The sequence below is a fragment of the Paraburkholderia ginsengisoli NBRC 100965 genome (genome assembly GCF_000739735.1).
Taxonomy (GTDB): Bacteria; Pseudomonadota; Gammaproteobacteria; order Burkholderiales; family Burkholderiaceae; genus Paraburkholderia; species Paraburkholderia ginsengisoli.
In genome coordinates this window covers 147,325-171,093 of the sequence record NZ_BBJF01000008.1, presented here as the reverse complement: position 1 = coordinate 171,093, position 23,769 = coordinate 147,325, and the positions used below count along the sequence as shown (strand labels likewise).

Below are 23,769 nucleotides of genomic sequence, written 5' to 3'. Positions count from 1 at the left end.
GGCCAGCGCGGCCGGCTGGCGGCCGTTCGCGCGTCTTTCATCATAGGGGCGCGACCGCGCTTGCGTTTAGAGGATTCGCTCTGGCGCGAAGCCGCCGTGCCTCGGAAACGCTCCTTACAATGCCGGGGAAACACACGTAGACAAGTGTGCACGAGACAGGGTGCGCGGGCAACGCGGCCTACCAGGAGGAGCGGATGCAATACGACTACATCATCGTCGGTGCGGGCTCGGGCGGTTGCGTGCTGGCGAGCCGTCTGGCGGATAGCTGCCCCGATGCGACGATCGCACTGATCGAAGCCGGCCCGCACACCGACCGCAATCTGTTCGTGAACATGCCGGTCGGCGTGGCGGCCGTGGTGCCGAACAAACTCAAGACCAACTACGGCTATCTGACGACGCCGCAGCCCGGGCTCGGCGGACGGCAAGGTTATCAACCGCGCGGGCGCGGCTTGGGCGGATCGAGTGCGATCAACGCGATGATCTACACGCGCGGCCATCCGCTCGATTACGACGAATGGGCGCGGCTCGGTTGCGAGGGTTGGTCGTGGGCCGACGTGCTGCCGTATTTCCGGCGCGCCGAAGGCAACCAGCGAGGCGCCGACGCGTGGCACGGCGACGCCGGTCCGCTCACCGTTTCGGACTTGCGCTACCAGAATCCATTTTCGAAGCGCTTCGTGCAGGCGGCGCTCGAAGCCGGCTACAAAGCGAATCACGATTTCAATGGCGCCGACCAGGAAGGCATCGGCTTCTATCAGGTGACGCAGCGCGACGGCCGCCGTTGCAGCGTCGCGCGCGCGTATGTCTACGACCGTGCGCGCGCCAACCTGCATACAATCGCCGACGCGACCGTGCTGCGCGTGACCTTCGACGGCAAGCGCGCGAGCGGTGTCGAGCTCGTGCGCGGCGGCCGCATCGAAACGCTGGAAGCGCGTGCCGAGGTGGTGCTGGCCGCTGGCGCATTCAACTCGCCGCAACTGCTGATGTGCTCGGGCATCGGGCCGGCGGCGCATCTCCAGTCGCTCGGTATTGCGGTGCTGCACGACGCGCCGGAGGTCGGCCAGAACCTGATTGACCATGTGGACTTCACGATCAACAAGCGGGTCGCGTCGATCGAGCCGACCGGCTTTTCGGTACGCGGCATTGCGCGGATGCTGCCGCAGTTCGTCACCTTCATGCGGCACGGGCGCGGCATGCTGTCGAGCAATGTCGCCGAGGCGGGCGGTTTCCTGAGGAGCCAGCCGACGCTGCAGCGGCCGGATCTGCAACTGCACTTCTGCGCGGCGCTCGTCGACGATCACAACCGCCAGATGCACTGGGGCCACGGTTATTCGCTGCACGTATGCGTATTGCGCCCGCATAGCCGCGGCGCCGTGACGCTCGCGAACGCCGACGCGCGTACCGCGCCGGTGATCGATCCGCGTTTTTTCAGCGATGCGCGCGATCTCGATCTGCTGGTGGACGGCGTGAAGATGGCGCGGCGCATTCTCGACGCGCCGTCGCTCGCGCTGCACGGCGGCACTGAGCTGTACACGCATGCGAGGCAGTCGGACGCGCAATTGCGTGAGAGCATCGCCGCGCACGCGGACACGATTTATCACCCGGTGGCGACCTGCCGGATGGGCGGCGACGCCAACTCCGTGGTCGATCCGCAATTGCGGGTGCGCGGCGTGACGGGATTGCGGATCGTCGATGCGTCCGTCATGCCGACGCTGATCGGCGGCAACACCAATGCGCCGACAGTGATGATCGGCGAGCGCGCGGCCGAGCTGATCGCGGCCCGCCGCCGCGCCGACGACCCGGGCTCGAAGGCGGTGCCGGCGTGCGTCGGAGGCGTCGCCGCGCGCGCCGCGTAAGGCGCATCAATATGACGTGATCTGTTTGCTACGTTAGGACAAATTAGGACAACGTCGGTCAATTGTCATAAATTGTCCAGCTTCGATTTTGAGATTCTGCCGAACCTATAATCGCGCCGGGAAAAGGAGTGCGTCAGGTGGCGCGCCCGGAATCTCGAGGAATCGAAGCGATGAATCTCAATGTGATCCAGTTGGTTCAGTCCGTGTTGACGGACGACGTCGTCCGGCAACTGGCAGCCCGCCTCGGGCTACCGCCCGAAGCTGCCCAGAAGGCATTGGCCAGCACCGCCCCGGCGCTCGTCGCCGGCCTGATGCACAAGGGGGCGACGCTCGAAGGGGCGCGCTCGCTGTTCGCGACGATTCTCTCGCCCGAGGTGGACGCGCACGTCGGTGAACACCTGCCGCAGTTGCTTGCCAGTGCGAGCGGCGCGAGCGAGCTTGAAAGCGTCGGGCGCCAAATGCTCGAACGCGGACTCGATCGCCCTGTCGATGCGGTCAGCGCCGAAGTGGCCGCGCAAACCGGTGCGCCCGTGCACGCCACGCATGCGATCACGGGTATTGTCGGCGCGACGTTGCTCGGCCTGCTGAAGCGGCAGTTTCTCGACGGTCAGGGCAATGCCGGGCAGCTGCCGGCGTTGCTGGGCCAGCAATTGCACGTCATTGCGCCGTATCTGAACGACCGCCTGCTCGGCGCGCTCGGTGTGGGCGGCCTTGGCGCTTTCACGGGCAGCATTCTGTCGCAACTCAAAGCGGTGTCCGCGCATATCGACCAGCCGACACCCGCCGCCAGGCCGGTGCCGGAAATGTTCGCGTCGATCCAGGTGCCGCCCGATGCGGTGGTGCGCGAGGGGCGCCGCTCGCACGCATGGCTCTGGTGGCTGGCCGCGCTGATCGCGGCAGTGTTGGCGTTTCTGTTCCTGCGTGGCTGTCATGGCGAGCAGGCCGGCGATCGGGCTGCCGCGCGCATGGATACGGAAACGGCGGCGGCCGTGCAGGCCGCATCGGTAACGGCAGCGGCATCGGCCGTAACCGCGGCGACGGCCAGCGATACCGCCGCGTCGACGCGCGACGCCGCTTTCGCGACGGCGCCCGTCGCCGCGAGCTCGGAGTCGGACGCATCGGGCGCGTCGGACGCATCGGCCGCGCCGGGCAAGGACAGTCAACTCAGCTTCACCGTCAACGCATCCGGCAAGCCGACGCTGACCGCCACGGTCGGCAGCGAGGCGGAAAAGGCGCAGATGCTCGATGAACTGTCGAAGCGCCTGGGCCCGCAAGGCTTCGTCCAGAACGTCACCGTCGATCCGGCCGTGAAGCCTGCCGACTGGCTCGCCCATCTCAACGCGCTGTTGCCGCTGATGATGCTGCCAGGCGCGGAAGTGAAAGTGGAGGGCGCGCGCATCGAACTCAGCGGCAGTGCGGCCGACGCGAAGCTCGGCTGGCTCGACAAGCTGAACTCGCTGTTCGGCGCGTCCTATCAGGTCGGTACGTTCGATGTCGAGCACGCGGTCGCCAACGCCGCCGAAGACTTCCACAGCGCGGTCAAGGGGCTGCTCGCGCCGAACAGCACGTGCGCGGCGGCCGACATCGCCAAGGTGCTCAACGTGCAGGTGATCAATTTCCCGAGCGCGAGCGCCCGGGTGCCGAACTCGGCGGTGACCGACCTGGACCTGTCGGCGCAGGTGCTGAGCGCCTGCGCGCGCGGCGACAAGACGGTGCGGCTCGAAGTGGCGGGCTATTCGGATAACGTCGGCGGCGCGCAGGCCAATCTGCAACTGTCGAAGAAGCGCGCCCAGGCGGTTCGCGCGTACCTGGTCATGAAGGGCGTGCCGGCCGGCTCGCTGATCGCGCAAGGTTACGGCGCGGCGAGTCCGGTCGCGAGCAACGACACGGCTGGCGGGCGCTTCACCAACCGCCGCATCGAATTCGTCGCGCAGCCGTAGGTCTCACGCGAGGCGCGGCAGGCGGTGGCGGCGGGTTCGCGCTGGCCGGTCTCGCGTCATTCCGCCGGCGGGGGCGCCGAGGTCGAACCCGGCGCCGCGATGCCGGTCATGCCGATCCCCGGCCCCACCATGAAATCGTCGCCGGCCTGGCCGGGCAGCGCCTCGCGGGCGACTTCGAGCCACGCGCGCGCGGCATGCGACAGATAGCCGTTGCGCCGCCAGCCGATCGCCATTTCCCACGGAATCTCCGGCTCCACGACCGGCAGGCAGGTGAACTGCGCCGGGTCTAGCCGGCGGCAATACGGCGCCGGCAGCAATGCGATACCGACGCCGGCCAGCACCAGCGCCGCCATGAAATCCCAATGCCCGCTTCGCCCGACGATGGTCGGCGCGAACCCGGCCGTGCGGCACGCGTTCAGCACCACGTCGTTGAGCGCGAGACTCTCGCCGTAGAACACGAACGGCTCGCTGGCGAGTTGCGCGAGCGGCACCTCGTGCAATGAGTCCCAGCGCGAACCGGTACGCGCGACGAGCCATAGCAACTGGCGCGTCATCGGCAGCACCTCGATATTTTCCGGGTCGACGGGTTGCAGCACGCCGCCCAATTCGAGTTCGCCGTTGATCAGCGCCGTTTCAATCGCGCGCGAACCCTGCTCGAACAGCTTCAGTTCGATCTTCGGATAGCGCTGCCGGAACGCGGCGATCGCCGGCGTGAACAGCGATCCGCCCATCGGCGGAATGCCGATAGTGAGTTCGCCGCGGCCGAGCGTGTCGAGATCGTTCAGTTCGGCCTGCAATTGCGCGTGGGCCGCCAGCACGTCCTGACCGCGCTGATAGACGATCCGGCCGGCATCGGTCAGCACCATCTGACGCCCGTCGCGCAGCAACAGCGGCGAGCCGATCTCGTCTTCCAGCGACTTGACCATCTTGCTGATGGTCGGCTGCGTGACGAACATCTGCTCGGCGGCGACGGTGAAACTCTGTTGACGAACCACTTCGACGAAATATCGCAGCGCGCGTAGTTCCACGATTTCGGCCTCCGAAATTCCAAATTGGAATGATTTGAATGATTGTAAGTCATTATATTTATGTTGCGGTGCAACCTATACTCGCTTTCATTCGAAGTCACCCCGGGGATTGCCATGACGACGCCCACTGCCGCTCGATTCGCGCCTTCCGCTCATGCCGGCCGCGCTAGCGGTGCAATGCGCGTCGCGCGGATCGCCGTGCAAAGCGCCGCGCTGGCGGGACTATGGGTGGTCGCCGATTTCGCTGTGCGCATGCTGCATTTGCCGGTGCCGGGCGGCGTGGTCGGGCTGGTCGTATTGCTCGCGCTGCTGTTCTGCGGTGGCATCGCGCCGCGCTGGGTCAAGGCGGGCGCCGATTGGCTGCTCTCCGATATGCTGCTGTTCTTCATTCCGGCGGCGGTCGCCGCCGTGCAATACGGCGGGCTGTTCCGCGAGGATGGCTGGCGTCTCGCGCTGGTGGTGGTCGGCGGCACGCTGATGGTGATGGTCGCGGTGGCCTTCGCGGTCGAGCAGGCCGCCCGCCTCGAACGACGCCTTGCGCTGCGCCGCGTGATGGTCGCGCGGCACGCGTCACGCGTCTGATTTTTCGCATCCGCCATTTCCGCCCGAGGCCCATCGATGAGCACGCTCTATTCGTCCCTGTTCGCCGACGATGCCGCGCGTCTGATCGCAGCCGGCTGTTTCGTGCTGACCGTGGCGCTGTATTTCGCGTCGAAGGCGCTGTACGCGCGCTTCCGCTCGCCGTGGCTGACGCCGCTGGTGGCGGTGCCGGCCGTGCTCGCGGCAATAGTCGTGCTCGCCCACATTCCTTACCCCGTCTACTTCCAGGACACGCGCTGGCTGATGTGGCTGCTCGGTCCCGCGACGGTCGCGTTCGCCGTGCCCATCTATGAATACCGCGAACTGCTGAAGCGGCACTGGATTTCGCTGACGGTCGGCGTGACGGTGGGGATCGTGGTGGCGGTCGGCGGTTCGCTGATGCTGGCGAAGCTGCTGCATCTGTCGCCGGAATTGCAGCGCAGTCTCATGACGCGTTCCGTGTCGACGCCGTTCGCGCTCGCCGTGTCCGACAGGATTCACGCGCCGAGGGATCTCACCGCGTTGTTCGTGATCGCCACGGGCGTCTGCGGGATGTTGTTCGGCGAACTCGTGCTGGGCCTCGTGCCGCTGCGCACGCGGCTCGCGCGCGGCGCGCTGTTCGGCGCGGCAGCGCACGGCGTGGGCACCGCGAAGGCGCGCGAACTCGGCAGCGAAGAAGGCGTCGTCGCCAGCCTGACGATGATGATCGCCGGCGTGGTGATGGTGCTGCTCGCGCCGATGCTCGGGTTGTTGCCGATTTGAGGTTGCGGCCTCTGGCGCGGATTGGACGTATCGCGGGGTGCGCATTGTCGGTGGCGCGCGAGGCTGGTTGCACGAGGCTGCACCCTGCTGAAGAGAGTGCGTGGCCCCCGCATTAGCGCGGGACGGCGCAAGGCGTCGTCTGCGCCGCGAGTCGCGCCCCCCACCAAGCCAGACGACTTCAGGCCACCAATCGCACTGCTACCGCAGGGTACGCGCGCCGCGCCGCAGGCGCACATCACCCGTTCACCAGAGAGCCGCATGGCTCGCCGCATTCGAGGCTGGCGCCCGGGCAAGCACAAGCGCACTCAAAGCCGCCCACACCGCTCCGCGCCTCCCCGTTTTCAAGATGGCCGCGCCGCGAAGCCCGCTAACATCGACAGCTTTCCACCGTGGACCCGCGCGCCAGCTTCGACCCATGACGCCCATCTCGATCCTGATCCCCTGCTACAACGGTTCGGCGACACTCGCTCGCGCGCTGCAAAGCTGCCTGATTCAGCCGGAAGCGGCGCAGATCGTCGTGATCGACGACGGCTCGACCGACGCCTCCGCCGACATCGTCGCTCACTATGGCCGCCTCGATCCGCGTGTGGGTCTGCTGCGCATGCCATATAACGGTGGCGCGGCGCGCGCGCGCAACTGGGGCGCGCTGCACGCCACACACGAACTGCTCGCCTTCCTCGACGCCGACGACGAATATCTGCCCGGCGCCCTGAGCGCCGCGAGCGCGTTTTTTGCGCACTATCCGGCCGAAGTGTCGGTGCGGCTCGACGTCGAGTACACGGATTTCCCCGTCGAACTCACCGCGCACCCCGACTTCGCCGAGCACGCGCAGACGCTCAGCAATACGGTGCCGAGCAGCCTGATCGTTCGCCGCGCGGTGTACCTGGCGCTCGGCGGCTTTCCGATGGACGAAGTCTTCCGGCGCCTGGGCGGCGAGGACGGCGCGTTCTCGTGGGCGCTGCGCGAGATTTTCGGCAACCCGCGGCTCGACGACGTGAAGCGCGTACGCATGCACTACCACACCGGCATCCACGCCGAACGTTACTTCCGCGTTGCGCTGGGACTGCAGATTCCGCCGCCCGCCGATGTCGCCGACGCGTTTCATTACTCGCGGCAATTCCTCGACACCGCTCGCGCGGGCATCGCACAGCTGCGCACGGCGCGGGTGATCGACGGCTGACACGCGCGACGTCCGCGAAGCGGGGCGCTCCCGCCTCTCCGCCCGCACGCCCCGAAGCCATCTCTATTTGCTACAATCGCCGTTCGTCTTCGAGGAGCGTTGCGACGGGTACCGCGAATCAGCATATTCGCCGGCCGCCCGCCAGGCTCGAAGGCTTCAATCGGAGGGCTCGGATGCGCATTGCGCTGTCCTATCCACCGCATCGAACCGCGCTCACGTCAAATTTCTAGTCAATTTCTTAGAAAGGAGGGCGTGATGAACGCCGCAGTTATCGATTCGCAAGCTTCCAAAGATTTCATCGTTGCCGACATGTCGCTCGCCGACTGGGGTCGCAAGGAACTCACCATTGCCGAGACCGAAATGCCCGGTTTGATGCAAACGCGTGAAGAGTACAAGGCGCAGCAGCCGCTCAAGGGCGCACGCGTTGCAGGCTCGCTGCACATGACGATCCAGACCGGCGTTCTGATCGAGACGCTCACCGCGCTCGGCGCCGACGTCCGCTGGGCATCGTGCAACATCTTCTCGACCCAGGATCATGCGGCCGCCGCCATCGCCAAGGCCGGCACGCCGGTGTTCGCGTTCAAGGGCGAATCGCTCGACGAATACTGGGAGTTCTCGCACCGCATTTTCGAATGGCCGAACGGCGAATTCGCCAACATGATCCTCGACGACGGCGGCGACGCCACGTTGCTGCTGATCCTCGGATCGAAGGCCGAGAAAGACCGTTCGGTGATCTCGAAGCCGACCAACGAAGAAGAAGTCGCGCTGTACAAGTCGATCGCGAAGCACCTCGACGCGGACCCGACCTGGTACTCGACGCGTCTTGCGCACATCCAGGGCGTGACCGAAGAAACCACGACCGGCGTGCACCGTCTGTATCAGATGGAAAAGGAAGGCCGCCTGCCGTTCCCGGCGATCAACGTCAACGACTCGGTCACCAAGTCGAAGTTCGACAACCTGTACGGCTGCCGTGAGTCGCTGGTCGACGGCATCAAGCGCGCGACCGACGTGATGATCGCGGGCAAGATCGCGGTGGTCGCAGGTTATGGCGACGTGGGCAAGGGCTGCGCGCAATCGCTGCGCGGTCTGGGCGCGACCGTGTGGGTCACCGAAATCGATCCGATCTGCGCGCTGCAAGCGGCGATGGAAGGCTACCGCGTCGTGACGATGGAATACGCCGCCGACAAGGCCGATATCTTCGTGACGGCAACCGGCAACTACCACGTGATCGGCCACGACCACATGAAGGCGATGCGTCACAACGCGATCGTCTGCAACATCGGTCACTTCGATTCGGAAATCGACGTCGCGTCGACCCGTCAGTACCAGTGGGACAACATCAAGCCGCAAGTCGACCACATCATTTTCCCGGACGGCAAGCGCGTGATTCTGCTGGCCGAAGGCCGCCTCGTGAACCTGGGTTGCGCGACGGGCCATCCGTCGTTCGTGATGTCGAACTCATTCACGAACCAGACGCTCGCGCAGATCGAACTGTTCACGCAGGGCGAGAAGTACGAGAACAAGGTGTACGTGCTGCCGAAGCATCTGGACGAGAAGGTCGCACGCCTGCATCTGGCGCGCATCGGCGCAACGCTGACCGTGCTGTCCGACGATCAGGCCGGCTACATCGGCGTCGACAAGAACGGTCCGTTCAAGCCGAACCACTACCGTTATTGAGCACGCGGGCGATTTGAACGCATGACGGTCTGACTACAGGGCGGCGCGTAATGCGCCGCTTTGTTCGCCATGGCTGCCGTCCTGCGCGTCTTTCCTCGCGCTTTTCCAAGTTACCGGACATCCTGCCAAGGAGCCCTACATGACCCTGCTGCTGACCTGGCTGATCAACGCGCTGGCGCTCCTGATCATCACCTACCTCGTTCCGTCGATCCATATCCGCAGTTTCGGCACCGCGCTGATCGTTGCGATCGTGCTCGGATTGATCAATACGGTCCTGCGTCCGGTGCTGATCCTGTTGACGCTGCCCGTCACGATCCTCACGCTCGGACTCTTCATTCTCGTGGTCAATGCGCTGTGCTTCTGGCTGTGCGCGTCGCTGCTGAAGGGTTTCGAAGTGTCGGGTTTCTGGTCGGCGTTCTTCGGTTCGATTCTATACAGCATCGTTTCGTGGCTGCTGTCCGCGCTTATTTTCGGCAACCGCAGTTTAGGGTGAGCTACTGATCATGAACCCGATCGAACTTTCATTCGAATTCTTCCCGCCGAAAACGCAGGAAGGCGTCGACAAGCTGCGCGCCACGCGCGCGCAACTCGCGTCGCTCAAGCCCAAGTTCGTGTCCGTCACATTCGGCGCCGGCGGCTCGACGCAACAGGGCACGCTCGACACCGTTATCGACATGGCGAAGGAAGGCCTCGAGGCCGCGCCGCACGTGTCGTGCATCGGCTCGTCCAAAGAGAGCCTGCGCGCGATCCTCAACGAGTACCGCGCGCATGGCATTCGCCATATCGTCGCGCTGCGCGGCGATCTGCCGTCCGGTATGGGCGAAGTCGGCGAACTGCGTTATGCGTCGGAGCTGGTGAGCTTCATTCGCGCCGAGTTCGGCGACTGGTTCTGGATCGAGGTGGCCGGCTACCCGGAATACCATCCGCAGTCGCGCTCGCCGCGTCACGATCTGGAAAACTTCGCGAACAAGGTGAAGGCCGGCGCGAATTCGGCGATTACGCAGTACTTCTTCAACGCGGACGCGTACTTCCGTTTCGTCGACGACGCGCGCAAGCTCGGCGTGGACGTGCCGATCGTGCCGGGCATCATGCCGATCACGAACTTCTCGCAGCTGACGCGCTTCTCGGAAATGTGCGGCGCCGAAGTGCCGCGCTGGATCGCGCGCCGGCTGGAGAGTTTCGGCGACGACCGCGAGTCGATTCGCGCGTTCGGGCTGGATGTGGTCACGGATCTTTGCGAACGGTTGATCGACGCGAAGGTGCCGGGGCTGCATTTCTATACGCTGAACGGCGCCGCGGCGACCAAGGCGATCTGCGAACGGCTCGGCGCCTGATCTGGCGAGCTATAAAAACCGCGCGGCTGCAACGGCCGCGCGGCCTAATCCGACAACTTCCGCACGTAGAGCTGATACAGCGGCGCGGACAGCACTTCCAGCTTGCGGAAGTTCAGATTGACGAACGCGTCGATCGCGGGCTTCGGGCAACGCAGCGGGTCTTTCCCGGACGGCAACTGCTCCGACCATAGATAGTCGTCGAACGCGATGATGCCGCCCACCTTCAACAGCCTGAAACCGAGCACCGCATCCGCCAGCACGTCGGCCGCCTGGTGCGAACCGTCGACATACACGAAGTCGAAATAGCCCTTTTTGCCGTCGGCGAGCAGACGCGCGAGGCATTCGTCCGAATATCCCTTATGCACGGTGACCCGCACGCGGTCCGGGTATTTCCCGGCCGCGAGTCTGACGTTGTGATGGAAACGCGCCTCGACCGCGCTCATGTCGGCGGGCGCGTCGCCGCCCGGCTGGTGTTCGACGCCGCCTTCCCAAGTGTCGATGCAATGCAGCTCGATCGGCTGGCGGGGCGCCAGCGCGTCGATCAGATAGCGGGCGCTGGCGCCTTCGTACGAGCCGATTTCGAGAATCCGGGCCGGCGCGTAGTGCGTGATCAACCGGTCCCACACGCCTTTGGCGAGCGTGTCGAACCAGGTGTTGGTGAATTGGTACGAGGTCATGGTGCCAATTAAAGGATCGCCTAATCGGCCATTATGTCGCGCCGGTTATTTCAAAAAAGATGAACGCATGCCGGACGTATCGCGGCGGCATTGCCCCATTCTCGCTCCGACAGCGTGGTAAGTCCCTGTTGAAGCTCATTTTTGTGCTGTCTATGATCGAAGCGCAGCTGACCCGGCTGCTGTGCGGAGGACGATATGACAGTGTCACGGAAGCTGTTCGCGGTTCACCAGTTCTGCCTGCCCGCGCTTGCCGCCTTCGCGGTCGCCGCGAGCGGCATGTCGCCCGTCGCGTCGCAGGCGGCCACGCTGCCCGACAAGACCCTCGTGTTCTGCTCCGAAGGCAGTCCGGCGGGCTTCGACACCGCGCAATACACGACGAGCGTCGAATTCAGCGCCGGCTCGTACACGGTCTACAACCGGCTGATCGAGTTCGCGCATGGCAGCACCGACATCGAGCCGGGCCTCGCTGAAAAATGGGAGGTGTCGCCGGACGGCCTCACCTATACGTTCCATCTGCGCCACGGTGTGAAATTCCAGACCACGTCGTTCTTCAAGCCGACCCGCGAGTTCAACGCCGACGACGTCGTCTTCACCTACGAGCGAATGCTTGATCCCGATCAGCCGTTCCGCAAGGCGTACGCGGTGCCGTTTCCCTATTTCACCGATCTCGGCCTGTCGAAAAACATCACGAAGATCGAGAAAGTCGATCCGTACACGGTGCGCTTCACGCTGAAAGAAGTCGACGCGCCGTTCCTTCAGCAGATCGCGATGCCGTTCGCGTCGATCCTGTCGGCGGAATATGCCGATCAATTATTGAAAGCGGGCAAAGCGTCCGATATCAACCAGTATCCGGTCGGCACCGGCCCATTCATTTTCCGCAGCTATACGAAGGACGACACGATTCGCTTCGACGGTAATCCCGATTACTGGAAACCGGGCGTGGTCAAAGTCGGCAAACTGATATTCGCGATTACCGTCGACCCGGCGGTGCGGCTGCAAAAACTGAAACGCGGCGAATGCCAGGTGATGGCGTATCCGCGTCCCGCCGATATTCCGACCGTTAAAGCGGATGCCTCGCTCGCGATGCCGAGCGAGGTCGGCTTCAACCTCGGCTATATCGCGTACAACACGACGAAGAAACCGCTCGACAACGTGCTGGTGCGTCGCGCGCTCGATATGGCGATTCACAAGAATGCGATTATCGAGTCGGTCTACCAGGGCGCCGGTCAGGCCGCGACCAACCCGATGCCGCCGACCCAGTGGAGCTACGACAAGAACCTGAAGGACGCCCCGTACGACGTCGAAAAAGCGAAAGCACTGCTAAAACAGGCCGGTTATCCCGACGGTTTCGACCTGACGCTATGGGCGATGCCGGTACAACGGCCCTATAACCCGAACGCGCGACTAATGGCGGAAATGCTGCAGGCCGATTGGGCGAAGATCGGCGTGAAAGTGAAGATCGGCACGTACGAATGGGGTGAGTACATTCGCCGCGGCCATTCCGGCGAGCATGAAGCGATGCTGATCGGGTGGACCGGCGATTATGGCGATCCGGATAACTGGCTCGCGGTCTTGCTCGGTTGCGACGCGGTGAATGGCAGTAACTTTGCCAAATGGTGCTACAAGCCTTACGACGATCTGATCAAGAAAGGCCGCGGCACCACCGATATAGCCGAGCGCACCAAGGCTTATACGCAGGCGCAGGAAATCTTTAAAGACCAGGTGCCATTCACGCCGATCGCCCATTCCACGGTTTATCAGCCGATTAGCAAGAACGTGGTGGGTTTCAAGATCGACCCGTTCGGCCCGACGCAATTCATGAACGTCGGCCTGAAATAAGCGCGGCGGGACTTCTTTTTGCTCCCGTTGTCCGCTACAGCCGCACGCTCCGGCCCCCGGTCGGCGTGCGGCTGCCTCCATGCACGAAGTGTTTCCGATCGTCAACAGGGGGAATTTCCTCCGCTTGTTGCTGCGAGCCAAGCTCAAGTAATATCGCGCTACGCTGGCGGGAGCCGGCCCTGAACCTGGAGGAAACATGAAGCAAAACAATCTGTTGCGCGCCGCGCGTATTACGACGCTCGTCGCAGCTGCAGCGGCATCGCTGGTGGGCGCGAACAACGCGCGCGCGGAGATTCCGAACAAAACTCTCGTCTACTGCTCGGAAGGCAGCCCGGCGGGCTTCGATCCCGCTCAATACACGACGGGGGTCGACTTCACGGCCAACACGTTCACCGTTTATAACCGTCTCGTCGAATTCGAACGCGGCGGCACGAAGGTCGAGCCGGGTCTCGCGGAAAAATGGGATGTGTCGGCCGACGGCAAGACCTATACGTTCCATCTGCGCTACGGCGTCAAATTCCAGACCACGTCGTTCTTCAAACCGACTCGCGAATTCAACGCCGACGACGTCGTGTTCACGTTCCAGCGCATGCTGGACACGAACCAGCCGTTCCGCAAGGCGTATCCGGTGCAGTTCCCGTACTTCACCGACATGGGTCTCGACAAGCTGATCACGGGCGTCGAAAAGGTCGACCCGTACACGGTCAAGTTCACGCTGAAGGAAGTCAACGCGCCGTTCATCCAGAATCTGGCGATGGAATACGCGTCGGTTCTGTCGGCCGAATACGCGGATCAACTGTTGAAGGCCGGCAAAGCGTCCGACATCAACCAGTTCCCGGTCGGCACGGGCCCGTTCATTTTCCGCAGCTATACGAAGGACGCGACGATCCGCTTCGATGGCAATCCGAACTACTGGAAGCCGAACGCGGTGAAGATCTCGAAGCTGATCTTCTCGATCACGCCGGACGCTGGCGTGCGCGTGCAGAAGATCAAGCGCGACGAATGCCAGGTGATGAGCTATCCGCGTCCGGCCGACATCGCGCCGCTGAAGGCCGAGCCGAACATCGACATGCCGTCGCAGCCGGGCTTCAACCTCGGCTACCTCGCGTACAACGTGACGCACAAGCCGGTCGACAAGGTCGAAGTGCGTCAGGCGCTCGACATGGCGATCAACAAGAAGGCGATCATCGAATCGGTGTACCAGGGCGCGGGCCAGCTCGCCACCAACCCGATGCCGCCGACCCAATGGTCGTTCTACAAGGACCTGAAGGCCGCCCCGTACGATTCGGCGAAGGCCAAGGCATTGCTCGCGCAGGCCGGCTATCCGAACGGCTTCGACATCACGCTGTGGGCGATGCCCGTGCAGCGCGCGTACAACCCGAACGCCCGTCTGATGGCGGAAATGATCCAGGCCGACTGGGCCAAGATCGGCGTGAAGGCGAAGATCGTCACGTACGAATGGGGTGAGTACATCAAGCGCGCTCACGCCGGCGAAGACGACACGATGCTGATCGGCTGGACCGGCGACAACGGCGATCCGGACAACTGGCTCGGCACGTTGCTCGGCTGCGAAGCGGTGAACGGCAACAACTTCTCGAAGTGGTGCTACAAGCCGTTCGACGATCTGATCCAGAAGGGCCGTGTGACGTCCGACGTGGCCGCGCGCACCAAGGCTTACGTCGAAGCGCAGCGAATCTTCGGGCAGCAGTTGCCGTTCTCGCCGATCGCACACTCGACGGTCTACCAGCCGGTCAGCAAGAAGGTGGTCGACATGCGCATCGAACCGCTCGGCTATGCGCGTTTCGACGGCGTGAGCCTCAAGTAAGCTGGCAAGCCAGTCGTAAATTTCGCGCAGTACGCTTTTCGCACGGTTAGAAAACTGGTCGAAATGGTCCGGCGACCGGGGTCACAAGCCCTCGTCGCCGGTTGCGTTTTTTCTTCATCAAGACCATAGGGACGAACCATGTTCCGCTTTGTTTTGCGCCGCATCGGCATGGTGATACCGACGTTCATCGGCATCACGATCCTCGCGTTCGCGCTGATTCACCTGATACCGGGCGACCCCATCGAAGTGATGATGGGCGAGCGCGGCGTCGATCCCGCGATGCACGCAGCCGCCATGCACCGCCTCGGGCTCGACGAACCTTTGCCGATGCAGTACGTCCACTACATCGGACGCGCGCTGCACGGTGACCTCGGCACCTCGATCATCACCAACACCAGCGTGATGGGCGAATTCCTCGCACGCTTTCCCGCCACCGTCGAACTGTCGATCTGCGCGATGCTGTTCGCGCTGATCGTCGGCCTCCCGGCGGGCGTGTTTGCCGCGCTGCGGCGCGGCACGGTCGTCGATCACGGCGTGATGGGCACCGCGCTCACCGGCTACTCGATGCCGATCTTCTGGTGGGGCTTGATCCTCATCATGGTGTTCTCGGTGAAACTTGGCTGGACGCCGGTGTCGGGCCGCATCGCGGTCGAATACGACATTCCGCACGTGACCGGCTTCATGCTGATCGACGCGATGATGTCCACCGACGAAGGCGCGTTCAAATCCGCGCTGAGCCATCTGATCCTGCCGGCCATCGTGCTCGGCACGATTCCTTTGGCGGTGGTCGCACGGATGACCCGTTCGTCGATGCTCGAAGTGCTGCGCGAGGACTACATCCGCACCGCGCGCGCGAAGGGCTTGTCACCGGGACGCGTGATCGTCGTGCACGCGTTGCGCAATGCGCTGATTCCCGTCGTCACGGTGATCGGCCTGCAGGTCGGCACGCTGCTCGCGGGCGCGGTGCTGACCGAGACGCTGTTCTCGTGGCCGGGCATCGGCAAATGGCTGATCGACGCGATCGGCCGGCGCGACTATCCGGTCGTGCAGGGCGGTATCCTGATGATCGCCACGCTGGTGATCGTCGTGAACCTCGTCGTCGATCTGTTGTACGGCGTGCTCAACCCACGCATCCGCCATACGAGGTGAATATGAACCCCCACGCTCACTTGCGTTCGCTGCCCCCCGAGGGGGCGCATGCCTCCCTCGAGGCGGCTCGGCGGGAGGCATGAACAAAATGGCAGACATACAAAATACAGTCCCCCAGGCAGTGACGCCGCCCAGCGGCCGCGCCATCGCCGCCCGTGAATTCTGGGCGAACTTCTCGCGCAATCGAGGCGCGGTCGGCGCCGGCATCATCGTTCTAGTGCTGATCTTCGTCGCGATCTTCGCGCCGTTGATCGCGCCGCACAGCCCGATCGAGCAGTACCGCGACTTCGTGAAGATTCCGCCCGCGTGGCTCGACGGCGGCAACTGGAAGTTCATCCTCGGCACCGACGAAGCGGGCCGCGACATCCTCTCGCGTCTGATGTACGGCGCGCGGCTGTCGTTCTGGATCGGCTTCGTGTCGGTGGTGCTCGCGCTGATTCCGGGCATCGTGCTCGGCTTGATCGCCGCGTTCTTCGAGAAGTGGGCCGACACACCGATCATGCGCATCATGGACGTGCTGCTCGCGTTGCCGTCACTGCTGCTCGCGGTCGCGGTGGTCGCGATCATCGGCCCAGGTCTCGTCAACACGATGCTCGCCATCGCGATCGTCGCGCTGCCCGGCTATGTGCGTTTGACCCGTGCGTCCGCGCAAGGCGAGTTGCAAAAGGAATACGTGACGGCTTCGCGCGTGGCGGGCGCCAGTACGTTGCGCTTGATGTTCTCGCAAGTGCTGCCGAACTGCACCGCGCCGCTGATCGTGCAAGCCACGCTCGGTTTTTCATCGGCGATTCTCGATGCCGCCGCGCTCGGCTTCCTCGGCCTCGGCGTGCAGCCGCCGTCGGCGGAGTGGGGCGCGATGCTGGCCTCGGCGCGCGACTACATCGACAGCGCCTGGTGGATCGTCACGATGCCGGGTCTGTCCATCCTGATCTCGGTGCTCGCGATCAATCTGCTCGGCGACGGGCTACGCGACGCACTCGATCCCAAACTGAAACGGATGGCCTGACATGGACTCACTCTTGACCATCCGCAACCTGGCGGTGAACTTCAACGGTCTGCCGGCAGTCGACCGGATCAATCTCGACGTCGCGCCCGGTGAAGTGGTGGGCGTGGTCGGCGAATCGGGCTCGGGCAAGAGCGTGACGATGATGGCGCTGATGGGCCTCATCGACGCGCCCGGCATAGTGACGGCCGACGAGATCACCTTCAACGGCAAGAACCTGTTGAAGGCGTCGGCGAAGGAACGCCGCAAGATCATCGGCAAGGACATCGCGATGGTGTTCCAGGATGCGCTAACCAGTCTGAATCCGAGCTACACGGTCGGCTATCAGATCAAGGAAGTGCTGAAGCTGCATGAAGGTCTGCGCGGCAGCGCTTTGGACAAGCGCGCTTTGGAACTGCTCGACCAGGTCGGCATTCCCGATCCGAAAGGGCGCATCAACTCGTTTCCGCATCAGATGTCGGGCGGCATGAACCAGCGCGTGATGATCGCGATGGCAATTGCCTGCAACCCGAAGCTGCTGATCGCCGACGAGCCGACCACCGCGCTCGACGTGACGATCCAGGCGCAGATCATGGAGCTGCTGATCCGCTTGCAGAAGGAACGCGGCATGGCGCTCGTGCTGATTTCGCACGACCTCGCGGTGGTGTCCGAGGTCGCGCAGCGCGTCGCGGTCATGTACGCTGGCGAAGTGATCGAAACGAACAAGGTGCCGGACATCTTCGCGGCGCCCCATCATCCGTACACGGAAGCGCTGCTGGCGGCGATTCCCGAGCACAACGTCGGCGCGGTGCGGCTGGCCGCGTTGCCGGGCATGGTGCCGGGGCGCGACGATCGGCCCAAAGGGTGTCTGTTCGCACCGCGCTGCAAGTACGTGGTCGACGATTGCCTGAAGGCGCGGCCCGCGCTTGCGCCGATGCAAGGCCATGCGGAAGTGGCGCGCGTGCGCTGCATCAAACCCTTGAACCTGAGCGGCGACGCCAACGTTCACACCCGCGGAGGCGCACGATGAACGCAGTACCCGAAACGCGGCGCCAGCCGAAACCGACGGGCGATCACGTGCTGGTCGCCGACCAGCTCGCGCGCTACTACACGGTCAAGCGCGGCATGTTCACGTCGGGCACGGTGAAGGCGCTCAACGGCGTGTCGTTCGCGCTGGAGCGCGGCAAGACGCTGGCGGTGGTCGGCGAATCCGGCTGCGGCAAGTCCACGCTCGCGCGCCAACTCACGATGATCGAAGCGCCCACGGCGGGCCGTTTGCTGATCGACGGCGAGGACGTGGCTGGTGCGGATCACGCGAAGATCGCGGCGCTGCGGCGGCGCGTGCAGATGGTGTTCCAGAACCCGTTTGCGTCGCTGAATCCGCGTAAGACCGTCGAGCAGACGCTCGGCGAGCCGCTCGCGATCAACACGCAAATGAGCGCCTCGGAACGCGCCGAACGGATCGCGCAGATGATGCGCACCGTCGGTCTGCGTCCCGAGCATGCGAAGCGCTATCCGCATATGTTCTCGGGCGGTCAGCGTCAGCGTGTGGCGATTGCGCGCGCGATGATTCTCGATCCGCAGATCGTAGTCGCCGATGAACCGGTATCGGCACTCGACGTGTCGATCCAGGCGCAGATCCTGAATCTGTTCATGGACTTGCAGGCGCAGTTCAAGACCAGCTACGTGTTTATCTCGCACAATTTGTCGGTGGTCGAGCATATCGCCGACGACGTGATGGTGATGTACTTCGGCGGCGTGGCCGAACTCGGCGACAAGAAGCGTATCTTCTCGAAGCCGCGCCATCCGTACACGCGTGCGCTGATGTCGGCGACGCCGTCGATCTTCGAGGAAGATCGCAGCATCAAGATCAAGCTGCAAGGTGAAATGCCGTCGCCATTGAATCCGCCTTCGGGCTGCACGTTCCATCAACGCTGCCCGTACGCCATCGACCGCTGCCGCAGCGAGGAACCGAAGCTGCGTGAAGTGGATGGCCGTCAGGTGTCGTGTCACCGCGCCGAGGAGGTGGGGGACGTGGATGCCTGATGCGGTGGCGGCGCGTCGTCTTACGCGCCGCTTGCGTGATGGCGGCTGCGGTGCTGCTTTCTCGCGGCGCTGGCGAGCGCGTGCGCTGAACGGTGCCGCGCTCGTCGGCGTGTGTGTTGCGCTGTGTCTCGGCTCGGCACCCGCCGAGCTCGCGTATGCGGCGGGCGCGGCGGCCACTGCGCCGGCCCAGGCAGGGCGCCCGGCGGTGCCGGTGCCCGGCGTGCAGCCGTCGCCCGCGCAACCGCCGCGCGCTAGCGTGCCGGGCTTCAATCCGCCGCCCGCGTCATCCGCGCCACCGGGCACCACGGCGAGCGGCCCGGTGCGCACTCAGCCGGCGCGCATGCCGTTCTATGTCGCGACGCGCGGCACGACCACCATTTACGTGCTCGGCACGCTGCATGTCGGCGACCCCGCCGACTATCCCGCCGCGCAGCCGTTTCGCGCACCGATCCTCGCCGCACTGGCTGCTTCCCCGACCCTGGCGCTCGAACTCTCCCCCGACGAACTGCTGATCTCGCAAGACGACGTGTCGAAGTACGGCGTGTGCAAGCGCGACTGTCTGCCCGGTTCGTTGCCCGAGCCGTTGTGGCACAAGCTGGCTTTGCGTCTGCGGGGCAATCCCGCCGCGCTCGATGCGATCAAGAAGATGCGGCCGTGGCTCGCGTCGCTAGTGGTCGAAACCTACGATTCGCTGAGCGCCGGTCTGCAAACCGAGTACGGCACCGAGGCGCAATTGCAGAACGTCTATCTGAAGACGCGCGGCAAGATCGTTGGACTCGAAACCTTGCCGCAACAGATGCGCGCGTTCACGGGCCTCTCGCTTGCGCAGCAGCGCGAAATGCTCGCGCAGGATCTGGTGCAGACACCCGCGCAGAACGTCGCCGACGTACGCGCGTTGCACCGGCTATGGCGGGTCGGCGACGCCGATGCAATCGCCGCGTGGCAGGCCGCGAAGTCCGAAAACCTCGCGCGCGACCAGCGCATTTCCGATTCGATCGACAACCGGATCGTTTATGAACGCAACCGGCGCTTCGTCTCGCGGATGCTGCAGATCGCCGCGCCAAACAAGCCGGTGTTCGTCGCGATCGGCGCGCTGCATCTGGGCGGGCCTAAGGGCGTGCTGCAGCTTTTGCGGCAGCGCGGGTTTGTGGTGGAGCCGGGGTGACGTGAGTCGCCTGTAGTGTTTTGGCAACCTGTGCCACCACGGCCGCCCAATCCCCAACCTTTTTCTGCCGGAACAGCTTCATGCCCGGATACCACGGCGTGTCGCTGCGCGTTTCCAGCCAGCGCCAGTCGGAGTTGGCCGGCAGCAGCAGCCACACTGGCTTGCCGAGCGCGGCCGCAAGATGCGCGACGCCGGTATCCACGGCGATCACCAGGTCGAGCAGCATGATCAGCGCGGCGGTCTCGTCGAAGCTGCTCAACTCGGCGGTGAAATCGTGCGCGCGGAAAGCCGACGGCGCGTCGGCCAGTTGCGCATGTGCCGGACCTTTTTGCAACGCATACCACGCGACGCTCTTCAGTTCGCTCAATGCGCTCAGGTCAGCCAGCGTCATCGACCGGTAGCGATCGTTGCCGAACGTGGGACTGCCGGCCCACACCAGCCCGACTTTGCGTTTCGACCGGTTGACCGGCCCCACGCGCTTGCGCCATGCCTTCACCTTCGCCTTGTCCGCGAACAGGTAGGGCAACCCGGCCGGAATGGTGGACAGCTCGGTACCGACGCAGGACGGCACGCTCATCATCGGCACCCAGAAGTCATAGTCGCCTTGCGGCTGGCCGCTGAACGCGCGACTCACGCCCGGGATCCGTTCGACCAGCGGCAGTAGTGGCTCGCGCACGCAGAGGTCGACCGTCGCGCCGCGTTGTTGCAGCACGCTCGCGAAGCGCAGGAACTGGAAGTGGTCGCCGAAGCCCTGTTCGCCGACCACCAGCAGACGCCGCCCGTCGAGCGGTTCGCCATGCCATTCGGCGACGCCCAGCACCGCGATTGCGTCGTAGTCGCGCTTGCGCCAGCGCAGCGCGAACTCCGCCCAGCCTTGCCTGTAATCACCGCGCTTGAGCAGCAGCCATGCGAGGTTCTGATGCGCGTCCGCGTGGTGGGGATCGAGCGCGAGCGCCTGGCGATAGAAAACCTCCTCCTCGTCGGGCCGGCCTTGCGCGGCGAGCGAGCCGCCCAGACACACGAGGTGCGTCGGATTCGGCCTGAGCGCGACCGCGCGCCGGTAATGCGCTTCGGCGCCCGCATAGTCGCCGAGCCGGCCGATCAGGCTGCCCAGATTGACGTGCGCCTCCGCGTAATCGGCGCGCAGCGCGAGCGCCCGCTCGAAACTGGCGATCGCCGCGTTGTGGCGGCCTTGCGCTTGATACGCATTGCCCGCGTTGAAATGCGCTTCCGCCATGTTCGGGTCGATCGCGAGCACGTCGCGGTAGCTCGCGAGCGCTTCGTCAAAACGGCCGAGCTTGCTCAGCGCCGTGCCGAGGTTCAGATGCGCGTCGATCATCCCCGGGTTCGACGCCAGCGCGAGCCGGTATTGTTCGAGCGCTTCGCTCAGCGAGCCTTGCGCTTGCAGCGCGACGCCGAAGTTGTTGCGCGCGTCGGCGAAATCCGGCTGCAATTGCAGCGCCTGGTCGTAGCAGATCGTCGCTTCGTCGAGATGGCCGAGCGCGGCGGCGACCAGACCGCGGTTGCTCCAGCACGCGGCGTCGTGGCGGTCGAGCTTGAGCGCGCGGCTCATCAGGCTCGCGGCGGTGTCATGCTCGCCGCGCTGATAGTGCAGGATGCCGAAGTAGTGCAGCGCCGGCGCATGGTTCGGATCGAGCGTGAGCGCTTGACGGTAAAGAGGTTCGGCGGCGTCGAGCCGGCCTGCCCGGTGCGCGGCCAGCGCGGCGTCGATCAATGGGGTGACGTGGGCGGCGGACGACCGCGCAGTGGTGCCGCCGTCGCGACGGGATGGATGTTCCATGGACACCTGCTGGGGAGCGCAGGCGGCGCGCGTTGCGCGCACCGACGCGGTGGATGGGAGACCATCCACGATCTTATGTGCCGCTCCCTGTCGCGATGATCGGACGCTTCCTCATTCGGTCGCGTCCGATCCGCAAAGCGCGTGCGATACAGCGGCACTGGCCGCCATACATTGCCGACGTCCTACAGGAACATCAGAAAATTCAGCAGCAAGATGTTGATGACCAGCATCGTGAGCGCGGTGGGAATCTGCACCTTGATCACCGCGTTCTTGTCCGGCAGTTCAAGCAGCGCGGCAGGGACCATGTTGAAGTTAGCGGCCATCGGCGTCATCAGCGTGCCGCAGTAGCCGGAGAACATGCCGATCGCGACCATCACCGCCGGGTTGCCATGAAACACGCCGACCAGAATCGGTACGCCGACGCCGCCCGTCATCACCGGGAACGCGGCGAAGCCGTTGCCCATCACCATCGTGAAGAGCGCCATGCCGATGCAGTACACGGCCACCGCGACGAAGCGGTAATCGAGGCTGATGTACGACGTGGTCACGTGCGCGACCGCCTTGCCGACGCCCGCGTCGGAGAACACGAGGCCTAGCATGCCGAGCATCTGCGGCAGAACCGCGGCCCACGACAGCGCATCGACGAGACGCCGCGCTTCCTTCATCGACTGGCCGACGGTGTCGCGCGTCATCACGCAGGCCACCGCGAGCGCGATCACGCAGCCGATTCCGAAGCCGATCAGCGTGACGTTGGCTTTCTCGATCAGCGGCGTGCCGCCGAACACCAGATGGCTCGCCGACAGCGTGATGATCACGGTGACAACCGGAATCGTCAGCGCGGGCACGAACAGCTTGTTGCCCAGACGCGCGGCGCTCGCCTTGCGCGCTTCGAGCGACAGCGTTTTCGGCCTGGCCGCCGTGACGCCGCCGAAGCCGGCGATCAGCGCCATCACGATCACCGCGACGCCGACCACCGCCGGCGGCAATCGGTCGCCGATCAGGAAGATCAGCGCGTAGAGAATCCAGAAGCCGCCCGCGGTGAAACGGCGCGGGTGCGTCCTGTCCGTGACGATCATGCCGCCGACGATCAGCAGCACCACGCCCAGCAGCCAGAACAGATAGGTGATCGTGAACGTCATGCTTTGTCTCCCGCAGCGGATTGCGTCGGCGAAACGGCGGCGCCGCCGCTGGCATTGCCGCGCAGCTCACGTTCGAGCCGGCGGTCGAGCAGATACAGCCGGAAGCCGTGCACGATGAACGCGCAGATCGCGGTCGGGATGCCCCACAGCGCGACGTGAATCGGCTCGACGACGATGCCCGCTTCTTTCAGGAAGGTCGTCATCAGCACGATCGCGCCGAACGCGACGAAGATGTCTTCGCCGAAGAAGAGGCCCACGTTGTCGGTGGCCGCGGCGTACGCGCGCAACTTGAAGCGCACCGCGTCGCTGATCTTGCCAAAGCGCGTTTCAGCCGCGCCTTCGGTCATCGGTGCGATCAGCGGACGCACCATCTGCGGATGGCCGCCGAGGCCGGTCAGGCCGACCGCGGCGGTCAGCTCGCGCACCAGCAGATAGACGATCAACAGACGCCCGGCGGTGGCCGCCTTGATGCCGGCGATCCACGCTTGCGCGCGCTCGCGCAACCCGTGCCGTTCGAGCAGGCCGATCACCGCCAGCGGCAGGAGAATGATCAGCGGGATGTTGCGCGTTTTGATGAAGCCGGTGCCGATTAGCGCGAGGATTTTTTCAGGTGGGAAGTGCGCGGCGAGACCGGTGACGATCGCGGCGACCGCGACGATCAGCATCGGATTGAACCGCAATAGAAAGCCGACGATGATGACGGCCACGCCGATAAGCGGCCATAGACTGACGGTTGACTGCATCAGGATCTCCAAACAGGGTTTTAACCTCGCCGCGGGTGGCGGCTGACTTG

Annotated in this window: 20 protein-coding genes and 1 riboswitch; of the genes, 15 read left to right on the top strand and 5 right to left on the bottom strand. The window is 64.6% G+C overall.

Translation table 11 applies throughout. The features are described 5' to 3' along the window. The first annotated feature begins 194 nt into the window (after positions 1 to 194). Together BGI01S_RS16710 and BGI01S_RS16705 are read left to right on the top strand one after the other, a co-directional pair. A complete protein-coding gene (locus BGI01S_RS16710) occupies positions 195 to 1,853 on the top strand; it encodes a GMC family oxidoreductase (protein WP_042327061.1) in 1,659 nt (552 codons plus the stop codon). A gap of 170 nt (positions 1,854 to 2,023) precedes the next feature. Continuing rightward, positions 2,024 to 3,793, top strand: coding sequence for an OmpA family protein (locus BGI01S_RS16705; protein WP_042327060.1), 1,770 nt, complete (start codon positions 2,024 to 2,026; stop codon positions 3,791 to 3,793). A gap of 56 nt (positions 3,794 to 3,849) precedes the next feature. Here BGI01S_RS16705 and BGI01S_RS16700 read toward each other — a convergent pair whose 3' ends face one another. Beyond that, a complete protein-coding gene (locus tag BGI01S_RS16700; protein WP_042327059.1) occupies positions 3,850 to 4,821 on the bottom strand; it encodes a LysR family transcriptional regulator in 972 nt (323 codons plus the stop codon). 114 nt (positions 4,822 to 4,935) lie between these two features. Here BGI01S_RS16700 and BGI01S_RS16695 point away from each other — a divergent pair, with 114 nt between their 5' ends. The 6 genes from BGI01S_RS16695 (at position 4,936) to metF (ending at position 10,353) form a co-directional block, all read left to right on the top strand. Then, the gene (locus BGI01S_RS16695) at positions 4,936 to 5,403 is read left to right on the top strand and encodes a CidA/LrgA family protein (protein WP_042327058.1); all 468 of its coding nucleotides are present in this window, start codon (positions 4,936 to 4,938) and stop codon (positions 5,401 to 5,403) included. 36 nt (positions 5,404 to 5,439) lie between these two features. Then, positions 5,440 to 6,162 carry an LrgB family protein gene (locus BGI01S_RS16690; protein ID WP_042327057.1) on the top strand — a complete coding sequence of 241 codons (723 nt, stop codon included), beginning with the start codon at positions 5,440 to 5,442 and terminating at the stop codon, positions 6,160 to 6,162. Positions 6,163 to 6,577: 415 nt separating this feature from the next. After that, positions 6,578 to 7,342, top strand: a complete 765-nt coding sequence (locus BGI01S_RS16685) for a glycosyltransferase family 2 protein (protein WP_042327056.1) — start codon at positions 6,578 to 6,580, stop codon at positions 7,340 to 7,342. 85 nt (positions 7,343 to 7,427) lie between these two features. Further along, a riboswitch (S-adenosyl-L-homocysteine riboswitch) is annotated at positions 7,428 to 7,564 on the top strand. Between the two features lie 33 nt (positions 7,565 to 7,597). Next, positions 7,598 to 9,019, top strand: a complete 1,422-nt coding sequence (gene ahcY, locus BGI01S_RS16680) for an adenosylhomocysteinase (protein ID WP_042327055.1) — start codon at positions 7,598 to 7,600, stop codon at positions 9,017 to 9,019. A 139-nt stretch (positions 9,020 to 9,158) separates the two neighbouring features. Further along, on the top strand, positions 9,159 to 9,512 hold the full coding sequence (locus BGI01S_RS16675; protein WP_042327054.1) for a phage holin family protein: 354 nt from the start codon (positions 9,159 to 9,161) through the stop codon (positions 9,510 to 9,512). 10 nt (positions 9,513 to 9,522) lie between these two features. Continuing rightward, positions 9,523 to 10,353 (top strand): methylenetetrahydrofolate reductase [NAD(P)H], encoded by an 831-nt coding sequence (gene metF / locus BGI01S_RS16670; RefSeq protein ID WP_042327053.1) that lies wholly within the window; start codon positions 9,523 to 9,525, stop codon positions 10,351 to 10,353. 44 nt (positions 10,354 to 10,397) lie between these two features. Here the strand turns inward: metF and BGI01S_RS16665 are convergent, their stop codons facing one another. Further along, entirely contained in the window at positions 10,398 to 11,030 is a 633-nt protein-coding gene (locus BGI01S_RS16665; protein ID WP_042327052.1) for a class I SAM-dependent methyltransferase, read from the bottom strand. 195 nt (positions 11,031 to 11,225) lie between these two features. Here BGI01S_RS16665 and BGI01S_RS16660 point away from each other — a divergent pair, with 195 nt between their 5' ends. From BGI01S_RS16660 to BGI01S_RS16630, 7 genes are all read left to right on the top strand, one after another. Beyond that, entirely contained in the window at positions 11,226 to 12,869 is a 1,644-nt protein-coding gene (locus BGI01S_RS16660) for an ABC transporter substrate-binding protein (RefSeq protein ID WP_042327051.1), read from the top strand. A 196-nt stretch (positions 12,870 to 13,065) separates the two neighbouring features. After that, positions 13,066 to 14,694, top strand: a complete 1,629-nt coding sequence (locus BGI01S_RS16655) for an ABC transporter substrate-binding protein (RefSeq protein ID WP_042327050.1) — start codon at positions 13,066 to 13,068, stop codon at positions 14,692 to 14,694. Positions 14,695 to 14,832: 138 nt separating this feature from the next. After that, positions 14,833 to 15,843: an ABC transporter permease subunit gene (locus tag BGI01S_RS16650; protein WP_042327049.1), complete on the top strand. Its 1,011-nt coding sequence runs from the start codon at positions 14,833 to 14,835 to the stop codon at positions 15,841 to 15,843. A gap of 88 nt (positions 15,844 to 15,931) precedes the next feature. Further along, the gene (locus BGI01S_RS16645) at positions 15,932 to 16,849 is read left to right on the top strand and encodes an ABC transporter permease subunit (RefSeq protein ID WP_042327085.1); all 918 of its coding nucleotides are present in this window, start codon (positions 15,932 to 15,934) and stop codon (positions 16,847 to 16,849) included. A gap of 1 nt (position 16,850) precedes the next feature. Further along, positions 16,851 to 17,855 carry an ABC transporter ATP-binding protein gene (locus BGI01S_RS16640; RefSeq protein WP_042327048.1) on the top strand — a complete coding sequence of 335 codons (1,005 nt, stop codon included), beginning with the start codon at positions 16,851 to 16,853 and terminating at the stop codon, positions 17,853 to 17,855. Then, positions 17,852 to 18,871, top strand: coding sequence for a peptide ABC transporter ATP-binding protein (locus BGI01S_RS16635; protein WP_042327047.1), 1,020 nt, complete (start codon positions 17,852 to 17,854; stop codon positions 18,869 to 18,871). The genes BGI01S_RS16640 and BGI01S_RS16635 overlap by 4 nt, the downstream gene beginning before the upstream one ends. After that, the gene (locus BGI01S_RS16630; protein ID WP_042327046.1) at positions 18,864 to 20,036 is read left to right on the top strand and encodes a TraB/GumN family protein; all 1,173 of its coding nucleotides are present in this window, start codon (positions 18,864 to 18,866) and stop codon (positions 20,034 to 20,036) included. The genes BGI01S_RS16635 and BGI01S_RS16630 overlap by 8 nt, the downstream gene beginning before the upstream one ends. Here BGI01S_RS16630 and BGI01S_RS16625 read toward each other — a convergent pair. From BGI01S_RS16625 to BGI01S_RS16615, 3 genes are all read right to left on the bottom strand, one after another. Continuing rightward, the gene (locus BGI01S_RS16625) at positions 19,981 to 21,837 is read right to left on the bottom strand and encodes a tetratricopeptide repeat protein (RefSeq protein WP_084585402.1); all 1,857 of its coding nucleotides are present in this window, start codon (positions 21,835 to 21,837) and stop codon (positions 19,981 to 19,983) included. The two genes, BGI01S_RS16630 and BGI01S_RS16625, sit on opposite strands and share 56 nt — an antisense overlap. A 182-nt stretch (positions 21,838 to 22,019) precedes the next feature. After that, positions 22,020 to 22,976, bottom strand: coding sequence for a DUF979 domain-containing protein (locus tag BGI01S_RS16620; protein ID WP_042327045.1), 957 nt, complete (start codon positions 22,974 to 22,976; stop codon positions 22,020 to 22,022). Then, positions 22,973 to 23,719 carry a DUF969 domain-containing protein gene (locus BGI01S_RS16615; RefSeq protein ID WP_042327083.1) on the bottom strand — a complete coding sequence of 249 codons (747 nt, stop codon included), beginning with the start codon at positions 23,717 to 23,719 and terminating at the stop codon, positions 22,973 to 22,975. The genes BGI01S_RS16620 and BGI01S_RS16615 overlap by 4 nt, the downstream gene beginning before the upstream one ends. Positions 23,720 to 23,769 lie beyond the last annotated feature (50 nt).